Origin of the sequence: Kribbella sp. (assembly GCF_035687465.1) — a bacterium.
In the GTDB taxonomy this organism is placed as follows: domain Bacteria; phylum Actinomycetota; class Actinomycetes; order Propionibacteriales; family Kribbellaceae; genus Kribbella.
Window position 1 is genome coordinate 1 of record NZ_DASRXP010000627.1, and the last position, 13557, is coordinate 13557.

At 68.2% G+C, this 13557-nt stretch carries 14 protein-coding genes; 11 read left to right on the forward strand and 3 right to left on the reverse strand.

Annotated elements, in window-relative coordinates:
- The 4 genes from VFG33_RS33160 to VFG33_RS33175 form a co-directional block, all read left to right on the forward strand.
- The coding region (locus VFG33_RS33160) for an SMC-Scp complex subunit ScpB (protein WP_325056949.1) at positions 1 to 881 on the forward strand (881 nt) is incomplete at its 5' end.
- Entirely contained in the window at positions 874 to 1617 is a 744-nt protein-coding gene (locus VFG33_RS33165; protein WP_325056950.1) for a pseudouridine synthase, read from the forward strand. The genes VFG33_RS33160 and VFG33_RS33165, both read left to right, overlap by 8 nt.
- 105 nt (positions 1618 to 1722) lie before the next feature.
- Positions 1723 to 3084 carry a Pup--protein ligase gene (gene pafA / locus VFG33_RS33170; protein WP_325056951.1) on the forward strand — a complete coding sequence of 454 codons (1362 nt, stop codon included), beginning with the start codon at positions 1723 to 1725 and terminating at the stop codon, positions 3082 to 3084.
- 212 nt (positions 3085 to 3296) lie between these two features.
- Entirely contained in the window at positions 3297 to 4268 is a 972-nt protein-coding gene (locus VFG33_RS33175; protein ID WP_325056952.1) for an FKBP-type peptidyl-prolyl cis-trans isomerase, read from the forward strand.
- 61 nt (positions 4269 to 4329) lie between these two features.
- Here VFG33_RS33175 and VFG33_RS33180 read toward each other — a convergent pair whose 3' ends face one another.
- Both VFG33_RS33180 and VFG33_RS33185 read right to left on the reverse strand, forming a co-directional pair.
- Positions 4330 to 4827 carry a hypothetical protein gene (locus VFG33_RS33180; protein WP_325056953.1) on the reverse strand — a complete coding sequence of 166 codons (498 nt, stop codon included), beginning with the start codon at positions 4825 to 4827 and terminating at the stop codon, positions 4330 to 4332.
- 31 nt (positions 4828 to 4858) lie between these two features.
- The gene (locus tag VFG33_RS33185) at positions 4859 to 5959 is read right to left on the reverse strand and encodes a DUF3866 family protein (protein ID WP_325056954.1); all 1101 of its coding nucleotides are present in this window, start codon (positions 5957 to 5959) and stop codon (positions 4859 to 4861) included.
- Positions 5960 to 6108: 149 nt separating this feature from the next.
- On the opposite strand from VFG33_RS33185, the gene VFG33_RS33190 reads away from it, so the two are divergent.
- Both VFG33_RS33190 and VFG33_RS33195 read left to right on the forward strand, forming a co-directional pair.
- Positions 6109 to 7089: a helix-turn-helix transcriptional regulator gene (locus VFG33_RS33190; protein WP_325056955.1), complete on the forward strand. Its 981-nt coding sequence runs from the start codon at positions 6109 to 6111 to the stop codon at positions 7087 to 7089.
- A complete protein-coding gene (locus VFG33_RS33195; protein ID WP_325056956.1) occupies positions 7086 to 8063 on the forward strand; it encodes a helix-turn-helix transcriptional regulator in 978 nt (325 codons plus the stop codon). Before VFG33_RS33190 ends, VFG33_RS33195 begins: the two co-directional genes overlap by 4 nt.
- A gap of 6 nt (positions 8064 to 8069) precedes the next feature.
- Here the strand turns inward: VFG33_RS33195 and VFG33_RS33200 are convergent, their stop codons facing one another.
- Positions 8070 to 9266 carry a winged helix DNA-binding domain-containing protein gene (locus VFG33_RS33200; protein WP_325056957.1) on the reverse strand — a complete coding sequence of 399 codons (1197 nt, stop codon included), beginning with the start codon at positions 9264 to 9266 and terminating at the stop codon, positions 8070 to 8072.
- 124 nt (positions 9267 to 9390) lie between these two features.
- On the opposite strand from VFG33_RS33200, the gene VFG33_RS33205 reads away from it, so the two are divergent.
- The 5 genes from VFG33_RS33205 to VFG33_RS33225 all read left to right on the forward strand — a co-directional run bounded on the left by VFG33_RS33205 (position 9391) and on the right by VFG33_RS33225 (position 12576).
- Positions 9391 to 9555, forward strand: a complete 165-nt coding sequence (locus VFG33_RS33205) for a hypothetical protein (protein WP_325056959.1) — start codon at positions 9391 to 9393, stop codon at positions 9553 to 9555.
- 53 nt (positions 9556 to 9608) lie between these two features.
- On the forward strand, positions 9609 to 9908 hold the full coding sequence (locus VFG33_RS33210; RefSeq protein ID WP_325056960.1) for a twin-arginine translocase TatA/TatE family subunit: 300 nt from the start codon (positions 9609 to 9611) through the stop codon (positions 9906 to 9908).
- Between the two features lie 76 nt (positions 9909 to 9984).
- Positions 9985 to 10740: a twin-arginine translocase subunit TatC gene (gene tatC, locus VFG33_RS33215; RefSeq protein WP_325056961.1), complete on the forward strand. Its 756-nt coding sequence runs from the start codon at positions 9985 to 9987 to the stop codon at positions 10738 to 10740.
- Positions 10740 to 11612: a diacylglycerol/lipid kinase family protein gene (locus VFG33_RS33220; RefSeq protein ID WP_325056962.1), complete on the forward strand. Its 873-nt coding sequence runs from the start codon at positions 10740 to 10742 to the stop codon at positions 11610 to 11612. Before tatC ends, VFG33_RS33220 begins: the two co-directional genes overlap by 1 nt.
- A 112-nt stretch (positions 11613 to 11724) precedes the next feature.
- Entirely contained in the window at positions 11725 to 12576 is an 852-nt protein-coding gene (locus VFG33_RS33225) for a chitosanase (protein ID WP_325056963.1), read from the forward strand.
- Positions 12577 to 13557 lie beyond the last annotated feature (981 nt).

Sequence of the window (13557 nt, forward strand, 5' to 3'; positions counted from 1 at the left end):
TGATCAGCCGAGGTCTGGTCGAGGAGGCAGGCGCGGACACGGAGTCGCAGGCGACGCTGTATCGCACCACGTCTTACTTCCTGGAGCGAATGGGTATGCAGAGTCTGGAGGACCTGCCAGAACTCGCCCCCTACCTCCCGGAGATGGACGACATGGAAGAAGAACTTGCCACCCACAACAACCCCCACCCCGAAGCCGAGGCAACCCCGGACCCCGACGCAACAGCGCACGCCGACGAGGCCGTGACGTCCGACGTCGGCGCCGCAACAGCGGATGTGGACGAAGCCGCGGACGACAGCGAGTCCGGTGATCTCGACACCGAGAGCACCGAAGGTGAGCTGGAGCCGGCTGAGGAACTCGAAGCCGGCGGTGAGACGGAGCTTGAGCAGGAGGAGAGCGACCCTGCCGAGATCCCCGAGGCAGACGACCCCGCCGAGACCGACGAGGATGACGAGTCCGACGAGGACGAGGACGAGGACGTCGAGGGTGGCGACGCCGAAGGCGAGTCCGAGCCCGACCCCGACGCAGGCGATGACCTGGCCGGCGACGTACCTGGTGACGACGCAGGCAGCGGCGACGCCATCGAGCTGGGCGAAGACGCCGCTGAGACCGACGCGGACGAGTTCGACCAGGACGACGAGTCGGACGATGAGCAGCTCCCGCCCGCCGAGGATCTCGAGGCCGCAGGCGGAGAGCTCGACGAGTCGGTCCCGGTGACCGACGAGACGCCCCTCGGCGACGTAACTCCGGCATCCGGCGCGGGCGGGTCCGCGGACCCGACGGCCGACGACAGGGCTGCAGCGGTTGGCGATAGCGGTTCTGGGGGTGAGGAGGATGCGGCGGCGGAGGGGGGCTCGCAGTACCGTGTGAGTGATGAGTGAGTTTGACGACGCCGGCGGTATCCGGTTGCAGAAGGCGTTGGCGCAGGCCGGGGTCGCCAGCAGGCGGAACGCGGAGATTCTGATCGAGCAGCGCCGGGTCGAGGTGGACGGGCAGGTCGTCACCGAGTTCGGGACCCGGGTCGATCCAGCCGTCTCGGTGATCAGGGTCGACGGCGAACGCATCCCCCCGATCACCGCCCACGTCTACCTCGTCCTGAACAAGCCTCGCGGCGTCGTCACCACGATGTCCGACCCCCAGGGCCGTCCGTGCATCGCCGACTACGTGCAAGACCGCCCCGAGCGGCTTTTCCACATCGGACGGCTCGACACCGACACCGAGGGTCTGCTGCTGCTCACGAACCACGGTGAGTTCGCGCACCGCCTCGCCCACCCGTCGTACGAGGTCTCCAAGACGTATGTCGCCGAGGTCGACGGCAACGTCAAGCCGGTCGTCCTGCACCGGCTCCTCGAAGGCGTCCAGCTCGAGGACGGCTCCGCGCAGGCCGACACCGTCAAGGTGATGACCAGCATCAAGGGCCGCACCCTGGTCCAGATGACGCTGCACGAGGGCCGCAACCGGATCGTCCGCCGCATGTTCGACGCCGTCGGGCACCCGGTCAAGCGCCTCACCCGGACGGCGATCGGCCCGGTCCGCCGCGGCAACCTCCACACCGGCGAACTCCGCGAACTCGACCCCAAAGAACTAGGCCAACTCCTCGACCTCGTCGACCTCTGACCTACTCCAGCAGTGGGTGACGGTTGACATCAAAGGGGTAACGCACGGGGGCGGCGCGCCTGAGACAAGGTCCGGTTGTCGGGAGGGCGCCGTAGGGTGGGGGATGTGAACCGGCGAATCTTCGGCTTGGAGAACGAGTACGGAGTCACCTGCACTTTTCGCGGTCAGCGCCGACTGACCCCCGATGAGGTGGCGCGGTACTTGTTTAGGCGTGTCGTGTCCTGGGGGCGGAGCAGCAACGTCTTCCTCCGCAACGGGGCCCGGCTCTACCTCGACGTGGGCTCCCACCCGGAGTACGCGACCGGAGAGTGCGACTCGGTCACCGACCTGATCGCGCACGACAAGGCGGGCGAGCGGATCCTCGAGGGTCTGCTGGTGGACGCGCAGAAGCGGCTGCACGACGAGGGCATCTTCGGCGACGTCTACCTGTTCAAGAACAACACGGACTCGGCCGGCAACAGCTACGGCTGCCACGAGAACTACCTGGTCAGCCGGCACGGCGACTTCGCCAAGCTGGCCGACGTGCTGATCCCGTTCCTGGTCACCCGGCAGCTGATCTGCGGCGCCGGCAAGGTGCTGCAGACGCCGCGCGGCGCCGTGTACTCCGTCAGCCAGCGCGCCGAGCACATCTGGGAAGGCGTCTCCAGCGCGACGACGCGGTCCCGCCCGATCATCAACACCCGGGACGAGCCACACGCGGACGCCGAGCGGTTCCGCCGGCTGCACGTGATCGTCGGCGACTCCAACATGTCCGAGACCACCATGCTGCTGAAGGTCGCCAGTACGGATCTCGTCCTGCGGATGATCGAGGCCGGCATCGTGATGCGCGACCTGACCCTGGACAACCCGATCCGCGCGATCCGCGAGATCAGCCACGACATGACCGGGCGCCGCGAGGTCCGGCTGGCGAACGGACGCGAGGCCAGCGCGCTGGACATCCAGGGCGAGTACCTGAACAAGGCGCGCGACTTCGTCGACCGCCGGGAGCTCGGTACTCCGGCTGTCGAGCGGGCGCTGAACCTGTGGGAGCGGTGCCTGAAAGCGATCGAGTCCGGCGACCTGTCGGGGATCGAGCGGGAGATCGACTGGGTGATCAAGTACCGGCTGATCGAGCGCTACCGCCAGCAGAACAACCTCGGTCTGGCCAGCCCCCGGGTGGCTCAGCTCGACCTTGCGTACCACGACATCCACCGGCCGCGCGGGCTGTACTACCTGCTCGAGCGCCGGGGCGCGGTGACGCGGGTGGTCGACGACCTGCGGGTGTTCGAGGCGAAGTCGGTGCCGCCGCAGACCACGCGGGCCCGGCTGCGGGGCGAGTTCATCAAGCGGGCGCAGGAGCGGCGGCGCGACTTCACCGTCGACTGGGTGCACCTGAAGCTGAACGACCAGGCCCAGCGCACGGTTCTCTGCAAGGACCCCTTCAAGTCCCACGACGAGCGAGTCGAAAAACTGATCGCCAGCATGTGACCAACTGGTCGTTGGCTTTCTGCCTGCTGTGAGGTCGCTGTGAGGTGCCTGGCAGTGAGATCGCGACGCTGCGTGATGTGACCGGATGGTGACTGAGGCGACTGAGGTCGCCCTTGGCCGCGCAGGCTAGGGTGGGCGCGTTCATCTGGCCGTACATCCAGGCGGGCCTGCCGACACAGGGTCGCGCCGTGAGATTTTCGAGGTGCTCGTTCGTGCGCAAGCTGTTGAGTGTGGTCGCGGTTCTGGCGCTGGGGTCTTCCCTGGCCGCCTGCGGCTCGGATAACAACGCCGGGAGCGACTTCGGCGCCGGCGGGATCAAGGTGACAGCGGACTTCGGCCAGAAGCCGACCGTCACCCACCGGGACGGGGAGCCGGACAAGGCGCTCGTCACCGAGGTGCTGAAGGAGGGCGACGGCCCCGAGGTGAAGAAGGGTGAGCTGCTCACCGCGAACTACCTCGGCCAGATCTGGCGCGACGGCAAGGTGTTCGACAACTCCTACGACCGGCAGGCGCCGTCGTCGTTCCCGATCGGGGTCGGTGGCGTCATCGCCGGCTGGGACGAGGGACTGGTCGGCAAGAAGATCGGCAGCCGGGTGATGCTCTCGATCCCGGCGGACAAGGGCTACAAGGAGACCGGCAACACCGACGCCGGCATCACCAAGGACGACACGCTGATCTTCGTCGTCGACCTGGTCGGAGCGGCCGCCAACGACACCAAGCTGGACGCCGACCCGGTCGCCGCGCCCGCCACCAAGTTCAAGATCACCGGTGAGCTGAACGCCGAGCCCAAGGTGACGGTTCCGGCCGGGACCAAGGCGCCGGCCAAGCCGGGCAAGCCCGTCGTGATCGCCACCGGCAAGGGTGAGCCGATCAAGAAGAGCACGAACCTGGTCGCGCGCTACGCCGTCTTCGACTACGCAGGCAAGAAGCAGGCCAGCACCTGGGACGGCCAGGCCGCCACTGCGACAGCTCCTGCTGTCGCCGGCGCCCCCGCCGAGCTTCAGGTCGGGCCCGGCCCGAACGGCGAGGCCGGTGCCCTGGACGCGCTGGCGGGTATTCCGCTCGGCAGCAGGGTGATGGTGGAGCTGCCGGCTTCGAAGGACCAGGCAGGCAAGACGGTGCCCGGCGCGTTCGCGATCATCGACGCCCTGGCCAGCTACCCGTCGCCGAAGGCAGCTCAGTAACAAGGTTTCCTCAGTGGGCGGTGGTTGCGGGTGGCAGGTCCACCCCGGCCACCGCCCGCTGTCATTTCCAGGCTGAACCGGCGGCAGCCCGGAACCAGCGGTTCGCTTCGGGGCGATACATCAGTACGACGCCCGCGATCACGGCCAGCACGTGGATCGTCCGCAGTACCGCGAAGATGACGAACCCGGCATCCACGTCGAGCGCGTGGAAATCACGATCGTTGGCGAGCCAGCCGATCGGACTGGCGATCAGTGTCGCCATCCCGATGACGCCGAGCAGTACCGCCAGGAGCGGGCGGGACCAGCCGCGGCCGCGCCGGAAGTATCTGTCGATCACCACGAACAGACCGCCGTACACGATGGTCCGTAGTGCGACCTGTGCGACTACCCCGGCGACCGGGGTCGAGTCGGAGGACAGCGCGTCGATCACACCGAGGACGGACTCCGCGACGCCCGCGCCGATCGCCAGGAACCACGCGGCTGTGGCTGCCCGGACCGGTACCGGTGTTTCAGGCACGACCACGTCATGGATCGTGAGGTTGCGTTCGGTGGTTGCCATACCTCAACTGTCGGCCGCGCGGGCCGGATGATCAGGAGTACTGGGACCCCGATCCTGGTGGTGGTACATCCACCAGCCCGGCCGCATGCCGGCCCGCCGCGGCCGCGGCCTCGAAGTACGCGCGGTCCCCGTCGAGGTCCCGGCCCATTGTGGACACCTTGACCGGAGCGGCCTGCATCGCGTCGTACAGGCCGTCCACGCCGACCCGGACAACCCGGTGCCGGGCCTTCAACGGCTCGGCCGCGTCCCGTACGAGGTCGCCGAAATCGCCGTCCAGATCCGGTACGACGACGTCCGCCGACTGCAGCGCCACCCTGCCGTAGGAGGTGAGGCTGTGGTGCGAGATACCCCGATGCCGTGGACGCGGATCGGCCTCGGAGATCCGCAGTGAGGCGACAGCCCGCCCGCCGAGGGTGGCGATGGCATTGACGGCTTCGCCCGACTGAACCCCGGAGAAGCCCCAGCGTGTCCCCGTACCGAGGTTGCCGGGTCCTTGTGTGACAACGACGATCTCAGCCGCCAGCACGTGTACTGCGGTCAACAGGCCGGTGTGGACCGTCACAGCCTCCCGGTCCCCGCCGTACGCCTGTCCGACGGTCACGGTCCCGCCCAGCCACCCGGCGTCCCTCAGCGCGGCCACCGTGCGGGAGAACGCCAGCGGCAACGCCCCGCCATCCGTCATCACATAGACGACTCGCGTATTCGGCCGAGCTTCGAACACCCCAGCCAGTACTGCGGGTAGCGCGGAATGCAGATCCGCCACCACGACCGGCGTACCGAGGAGGTCGTCGGCGTCCCGCAGTACGTCGTGGTCCGGCGAGCCCTGCTCGTCCGCGCCCAGCACCATCGCCTGCAGCGGGGTGTACCGGGCCTTCACGAGGTGCCCATTCTCCGGCGGATCCTTGGGTAACCGATCCGGGATCGCCACCACCAGCGCATAGCCGCCGGTCCCGAGCCCTCGGTCCAGCGCGCCGACGTTGAGCAGCACCCGGTCGCCCACCGCCGGCGATCCGACCACCTCCGGGTAGGCCAGCGCTCGCAGCGCCTGGGTCCCGACGATCACCGCCAGCTCCTGCGCCCCGGCCCAGCTCCGGCCCAGCTCGGACACGAACCCTTCACGCCACCGAATCACATCGCGACCCTAGCGCCCCGCCCGGACAGACCGGGAAATCTCCGCGGGGACGCTACCGACCGTTATCGGCGTCCCCCGGTCGAAGGGATGTTCGAAACTATCGGCGCGGAAAGGCAGGATTGGGGCCGTCGAGCCCGTAAGGTGGACGGGTGTCGGCGCGGAAGAGTGAGCGGTTGCTCAACCTGGTGATCTGCCTGCTGGTCGCGCGCACGTACGTGACCAAGGAGCGGATCCGCGAGGTGGTCGAGGGCTACGCCGGGCAGACCGACGACGCCTTCGAGAAGATGTTCGAGCGCGACAAGGACGAGTTGCGCGACCTCGGCATCCCGATCGAGATGGGCACCATCGACAAGTTCTTCTCCGACGATGTCGGCTACCGGATCCGCCGTGACGTCTTCGAGTTGCCCGAGGTGCACCTGGAGCCGGACGAGGCCGCCGTACTGGGGGTCGCCGCCCGGGTCTGGCAGCACGCCAGCCTGGCCGAGGCGACCACCTCGGCCGTCCTGAAGCTGAAGGCCGCGGGGATCCAGACCGATCAGTCGGCGCTGAGCGCGATCGAGCCGCATGTCGGCGCGTCCGAGCCCGCCTTCGACCCGCTCTGGTCCGCGGTGGTCAGCCGGACCGCAGTGCGGTTCGACCACCGCCGCAGCGGTGCCACCGAGGCGGCCAAGCGGACCCTCGAGCCGTGGGGGATCGTGTCCTGGCACGGCCGCTGGTACGTCGTGGGGCGGGATCGCGACCGCGAGGCGACCCGGATGTTCCGGTTGTCCCGGATCAGCGGGAACGTGAAGACGGTCGGCGCCGCTGGCTCCTTCACCGTTCCCGAGGGGACCGACATGCGCTCGCTGGTGTCGCAGCTCGCGCCGAAGCGGCCGACCTCCGAGGCGAAGGTCCGGGCCCGGAGCGGCTCGTGTGTCAGCCTGCGCCGCCGTGCGAACGCGATCGAACCGTACGAGGACGGCTGGGACCTGTTGCAGGTGCCGTACGCCGATTCCGAGGTACTGGCGGAGGAGATCGCGTCGTACGGGCCGGATGCCGTGGTCGAAGGGCCCGGGGACGTGCTTGACGGCGTACTGCGGCGGCTACGGACCGTGGCAGGCGTGGCTGTGGCGAAGCGAGGTCGCGGATGAGCAACGCGCGGGACCAGGTCCAGCGGCTGCTCGCGCTCGTGCCGTACCTGCGGGAGAACGACGGGGCCCGGGTCGACGACGTCGCCGCGGAGTTCGGCGTCCGGCCGAAGCAGATCATCGCGGACCTGAAGGTGCTGTGGTTCTGCGGGCTGCCGGGCGCGCAGATGGGCGACCTGATCGAGATCGACATCGACGCGGCGGAGGGCGACGGTGTCATCCACCTGAACAACGCGGACTACCTGGCTCGCCCGCTGCGGCTGGCCGCCGACGAGGCGCTGGCGTTGCTGACGGCCCTCCGGACCCTGCGCGAGGTCACGGCCGGCCAGGATCGCGACGCCATCGACCGGGCGATCGCGAAGCTCGAGACGGCCGCGGGGGAGGCCGCCGCCGCGCAGGAGGGGGCGGCAGCGCATGTGCACGTGGAGCCGGCGGACCCCGAGATCGCCGCGACGGTGAATCGGGCGCTGGCCGGCAAACGACGCCTGCATCTCACGTACGACGTGCCGTCGCGCGACGAGACCACCGAGCGGGACGTGGATCCGATGCGCCTGGTCGTGTCGGAGGGCCGCACCTACCTCGAAGCCTGGTGCCGACTGGCGGAGGACGTCAGGTTGTTCCGGCTGGACCGGATCGCCGGCGTCAAGCTCCTGGATCTCCCCAGCGAACCACCGCCCGAGGCGACCCCGCGTGACCTGTCGAACGGCATGTTCCAGCCGTCGGAGCGCGATCTGCTGGCCACGGTCCAGCTGGCGCCGCCGGCCCGCTGGGTAGCCGAGTACTACCCGACAGAGTCGGTGGTCGAGGGCACCAAGGGATCCCTCATCGTCAAACTCCGCGTGGCAGACACCGCCTGGCTCCAACGCCTGGTCCTCCGCCTCGGCGGTTCAGCCACGGTGCTGGACCCCACAGATCTCAGCACCGAGATCGCGGCCACAGCCCGGGAAGCCCTCACGGCCTACGACGACCTGCTGTAGAGGCCCTCAGCCCTGGCTGAGGCTCTTCTCCAAAGGTGCACGGAAACGGGGAGTGACGCGGACGCCGGCTAGCCAGGTCGTCCAGCGGTCTGCCTCGGCGTCGATCGCGGCGGCCGTCTCCGAGCCGACGTCGTCCAGCAACTGGTAGCGGACCTCGCCGGACTCCGGCTGCCCCCACCCGCCGACGATCCGTCCGTCCGCCCAGACACTGGGCCCGATGTTCCCGGTGGTGTCGAAGAGCTTCGCCTTGTGCTCGCCGAGATACCACTCCCGGTCCTTCCACCCCATCGGCGTCGGATCCAGCGCCGGCAGGAACGCGACCCACGGCTCGACCTCCGGCTCCGGCGCGTCGTCACCCGGCAGGACGTAGCCGATCACCCCGTCGAGATCCACCTCGACCGCCTCCACCGCGGCGAGCGCCTTCCTGGTCTGGCCGAGATTCCATCCCGTCCACCAGCGCAGATCCGCCTCCGTCCCCGGTCCGAACGACGCCAGCCACGCCCGCGCCAGCAGCGTCCGCGCCTCCTCGGTGGCCGGCTTGCTCCCCATCCCGTCAGGCAACCACTTCTCGGCGGGCGACCACTGGTGCTGACCGCTGAGCCACGTGCCCAGCGGACGCCCCCGGACGATCCGCCCCTCCGCCGCGAGCTGGAAGAGAACCCGGCTCGTGACGTACGGCTGAGTGGCGTACGACTTGTCCGTCGCCATCGAGAGCCGGCTGCGCAGGCGTGGCTCGTCCGCCGACAACTCCTGCGCGGTCGCGGATCCGCGCAACGTCAACGCGGTCGCGGTCGACTCCTCCACCGCGCGCAACCAGGTCCCACACGCGTCGAGATCCTCCGCGATGCCCGCGTCGGCGAGGTGCTTGACCAGTAGCTTGCGCTGCTTGATCGCTATGTCGTCCGTGCAAGCCGCCTGGACCACCGGCGCGAAGGGAGTTGGTACTACGAACACCGTGCGGCGCATCCCGAGCATCCGGATCAGCGTCCGATCGTCGTACAGAGCACGCTCCGTGCCCACGACCTCACTCCCTGGCACCCGGGCGGCGATCGAGAGATGCACAGTCGCGGGGTCGGTCGCGTGCAGCACCACCAATGACTCCGCCGCCTGGACCGGATCCGCCGCCTGCCAGGCCCTCGCCAGCCGGTGCCGCCGCCCGATCCGGCGCCGCCGCTCGGCGACCCCGATCTCGATCCGTGCCATCTTTCCCCCCGAAGTCGTCGAATCACGCAGGACACTTGTTCTTACCATCACGTTCCGACACCGTTGGTCCCCAGGAGGACTGCCACGAGTTGGTCATGCCCGGGAACCGGATAGGCTCCTGGGTATGTATTGGTTCCTGCTCTTCCTCGGCGTGGTGGCGGTGTGGCTTCTGGTCCTCGCCCTGCTCGCGAGGAAGCTGTGGGGCCAGACCAAGGCGCTGACGCGTGAGTTGGCCGCCGCCTCGTCCAAGCTCCAGGAAGCGCAGTCCCGACCGCGCTCCCCGGCGTAGTATTCGGCCCAGTTCACGTTGAGCCACTATCAGTTTGTGAAAGGGAGATCCTCATGGCCCCGCTCATCGGTATGCCTCAGGGCGCAGAGTGGCTCGTCATCCTCGCGATCGTCGTGCTGCTGTTCGGCTCGGCGAAACTGCCGAGCCTGGTGAAGCAGCTCGGACGCTCGAAGAAGATCTGGGAGGAAGAGGTCGGCCCGGGCAAGAAGAAGGACGCCGAGCTCACCGAGGGCGCTCAGGCTCAGGCCCAGCCGCCGGTTCAGCAGCCCGTCCAGCAGCCTGCGCAGCAGCCGAACCAGGTGAACGGCCAGGCGCCGGGCGACGGCTTGCCGCCGACGCACACGGCCAACTGAGTCGCGCGTACCACCTGTGACACTGGTGAGGATCGGACGACGCAAGGAGCGACGCCCGGAGGACGACGAGGGTCGGATGACCCTGCGCGAACACATCACCGAGCTGCGCAACCGGCTGCTCAAGTGTGTGCTCGCGATCGTCGTCTGTACGGTGATCGGCTGGTTCTTCTACGAGCCCCTGCTGAACTTCCTGAGGGATCCGTTCGAGGCGGCGATCACGCCGCTGGCGAAGGAGAACGGACTCACGCCGCAGCTCACGTTCCAGGGCGTCGGTGACCCGCTGACATTCCGGATCAAGATCTCGGCGTTGTTCGGGCTGGTGCTGTCGGCGCCGGTCTGGCTGTACCAGCTGTGGGCGTTCATCGCTCCCGGTCTGCACCGCAGCGAGCGCAAGTGGGCGATGCTGTTCTCCTCCATCGCCACCCCGCTGTTCATCGGTGGGATGTGGGTCGCCTACTGGACCCTGCCGAAGGGCCTGGAGATCCTGATCGGCTTCACCCCGATCGGTATCCAGAACCTGATCACCCTGCCGCTGTATCTGGACTTCGTGATCCGCACGATGCTCGTGTTCGGGATCGCGTTCCTGATCCCGCTCGTGGTGGTGCTGCTGAACATGGTCGGCGTGGTGCCGGCCTCCGCGCTGTCGAAGTTCCGGCCGTACATCATCCTGGTGATCTTCGTGTTCGCCGCGGTCGCGACGCCGTCCGGTGACCCGTTCACGATGTGCCTGCTGGCGATCCCGATGTGTCTGCTGTTCTTCGCCGCCGAAGTGATCGCCCGGATCAACGACAAACGCAAGGCCCGCAAGACCGAAGAACTGCTGGCCGACTGATGAGCCGCAGGATCGCGCTGGTGGTGAACCCCACCAGCGGACGAGGCCTCGGCGCCCGCGTCGCTCCGATCGTCCGGACCCGGCTGGAGTCGGGTGGGTTGACAGTCGACGTGTACACGACCACCTGCGCCGAGGACGTCGGCCGGATCTCCGCCGAGGTGATCGCTTCCGGTGCGGACGCGGTCGCTCTGGTCGGCGGTGACGGCACGCTCCACCTCGGTGCCCAGGTGCTGGCGAATTCCGGGATGCCGTTCGGAGTGATCCCGGCCGGCACCGGGAACGACTTCGCCCGCGGCCTCGGCGTACCTCTGAAGGATCCGGTCAGGGCGGCCGACCTGATCGTGGCCGGCGCCACCCGGCTGGTCGACCTGGCTACGGCGAAGGACGAGTTCATCACCACGGTGGTCGCCGGAGGGTTCGACTCGCTGGTGAACAAGCGGGCCAACGCGATGACGTGGCCGAAGGGCAACTCCCGCTACACGCTGGCCACCCTCGCGGAACTGCGGACGTTCAAGCCGCTCAAGTACGTCGTGACCGTCGACGGCGAGCTGATCGAGACCGAGGCGATGCTGGTCGCGGTCGGCACCGGACCGATGTACGGGGGAGGCCTGCAGATCTGTGCGGGAGCCGAGATCGACGACGGTCTGCTGGACGTCACCATCATCAAGCCCGTCTCGCGGCTGACCCTGCTGCAGATGTTCCCGAAGCTCTCCAAGGGCACGCACGTCGGGCACCCGGCGCTCCTGACCCTGCGCGGCAGTTCGGTCCGCCTCGAGTCCGCCGGTGTCACCGCTTACGCGGACGGTGAGATCCTCGGCGCCCTCCCGGTCGACATCGGCATCGCCCCCGGTGCCCTGACCGTCTTCGCCTGAGTTCTCGGCTGTACCCCACCACTGGTACGTCCGATCCCTGGTCAAGCACGCGTTCTATCTGATAGGAAAGCTTCCTAATAGATATCCCTCGACGCCCCTCGAAGGAGAGATCGTGCTCAACCGCCCCAGGAAAGCCGGCACGAAACTGACCGGGACCCTGCTCGCACTGGCGATCGCGGCCGTCCCCGCGACCACCGTCGCCTCGGCGTACCAGCCGCACGAGCCGTACCAGGACAGCACGCACGCAGTTGCCGCTACCGGGCTTGACGACCCGGCGAAGAAAGAGATCGCGATGAAGATCGTGTCCAGCGCGGAGAACTCCTCGCTGGACTGGAAGGCGCAGTACAAGTACATCGAGGACATCGACGACGGCCGCGGCTACACCGCCGGCATCATCGGGTTCTGCTCCGGCACCGGCGACATGCTCGACCTGGTCGAGTTGTACGCCGACCGGAAGCCGGGCAACGTGCTCGCCAAGTACCTGCCCGCCCTCCGCGAGGTCGACGGCACCGACTCGCACGCGGGTCTCGACCCCAACTACACCACGGACTGGAAGACCGCCGCCAACGACAGCGCCTTCAAGACCGCCCAGAACGACGAGCGCGACCGGGTCTACTTCAACCCGTCCGTTGCCCAGGGCAAGTCCGACGGCGTCGGCACCCTCGGCCAGTTCATCTACTACGACGCCATCGTCATGCACGGTGACGGCAACGACTCCACCAGCTTCCGCAACATCCGCAAGCGCGCCCTCACCAACGCCAAGCCGCCGTCCCAGGGCGGCAACCAGACCACCTGGCTGAACGCCTTCCTCGACGCCCGGGTCTGGGCGATGAAGCAGGAAGAAGCCCACAGCGACACCAGCCGCGTCGACACCGCCCAGCGAGTCTTCCTCCGCAACGGCAACCTCAACCTGGACACCCCCCTCGACTGGAAGGTCTACGGCGACAGCTTCCACATCAGCTGAAACCAGCCTCCGCACCCCGAGTGTCCCCCGGGGTGCGGAGGCTCTCCCCGTACTCCGTCCCCCCGCCGCTCCGCTGTCGACGTGGTTGCGCGCGCCGCATTGGGGCTGTGGTTGCGCCTGGTGCATTGGCAGTGTGGTTGCGCCGGTGCATGAGCGATCTGGTTGCGCCGGTGCATTGGGAATGTGGTTGCGCGGTCTCCGCTGCGTGATGGTGCTAGCCGAGGTGCTGGGTGTCAAGGGCGCCTTTGGCGTCGCCTTCGGCGATCGAACAAGTTCGACCCTTGACACCCATCACCTCGGCCAGGGAAGGACGCAGCTACGCGGATCCGCGCTGACGTGTGAGCTGCATCCAGGGGATCCCGTCCGCCCGGGTGGTCCCGGCGAGAAGGTGCGAGCTGCATCCAGGGGACTCCGTTCGCCCGGGTGGTTCGTGCGGGATGTTCGGCCCTCCGCTGATTCGGTCGGCCCGGGTGGCGCCGGTTCCGAGGTGGCCCCATCCAGACCTACAGAACTCGCAGGACCCTGTCCAGCAAACGGTTTCCCGGGTGGTTTCGGTGGGTTCTGTAGGTCCGGGTGGTGGGCCGTGCTGGAGATCGTGGCGTGGTTCGGTCGGCTGCCGGTTTGTGGGACCGATACCGGTCTACTGGGCGCTATCGGTCGAACAACCCGCTATCGGCGGTAGGCCCGCCCGGTCGGCTGCCGGGTCCTTGGACCGATGCCGGTCTGTAGGACGGCATCGGTCGAGCAACCCGCTATCGGCCGCCGCGTTCACCGGCGGGTCCACCAGTCGGAACGCGCAGACCGCCCGGAACCACCCGGGCGACACCCCTCACGGAATTCCCCTGAATTGTGGCCGTACTTCTCAGCGGCTCCGGGCGTAGCTGCGTCCTTCCCTGGTCGTGGTGAGGTGTGTCAAGGGTCGAACTTGTTCGAGCCCGAAGGGCCGCGAAGCGCCCTTGACTCACCTCACCGCGACTAGCA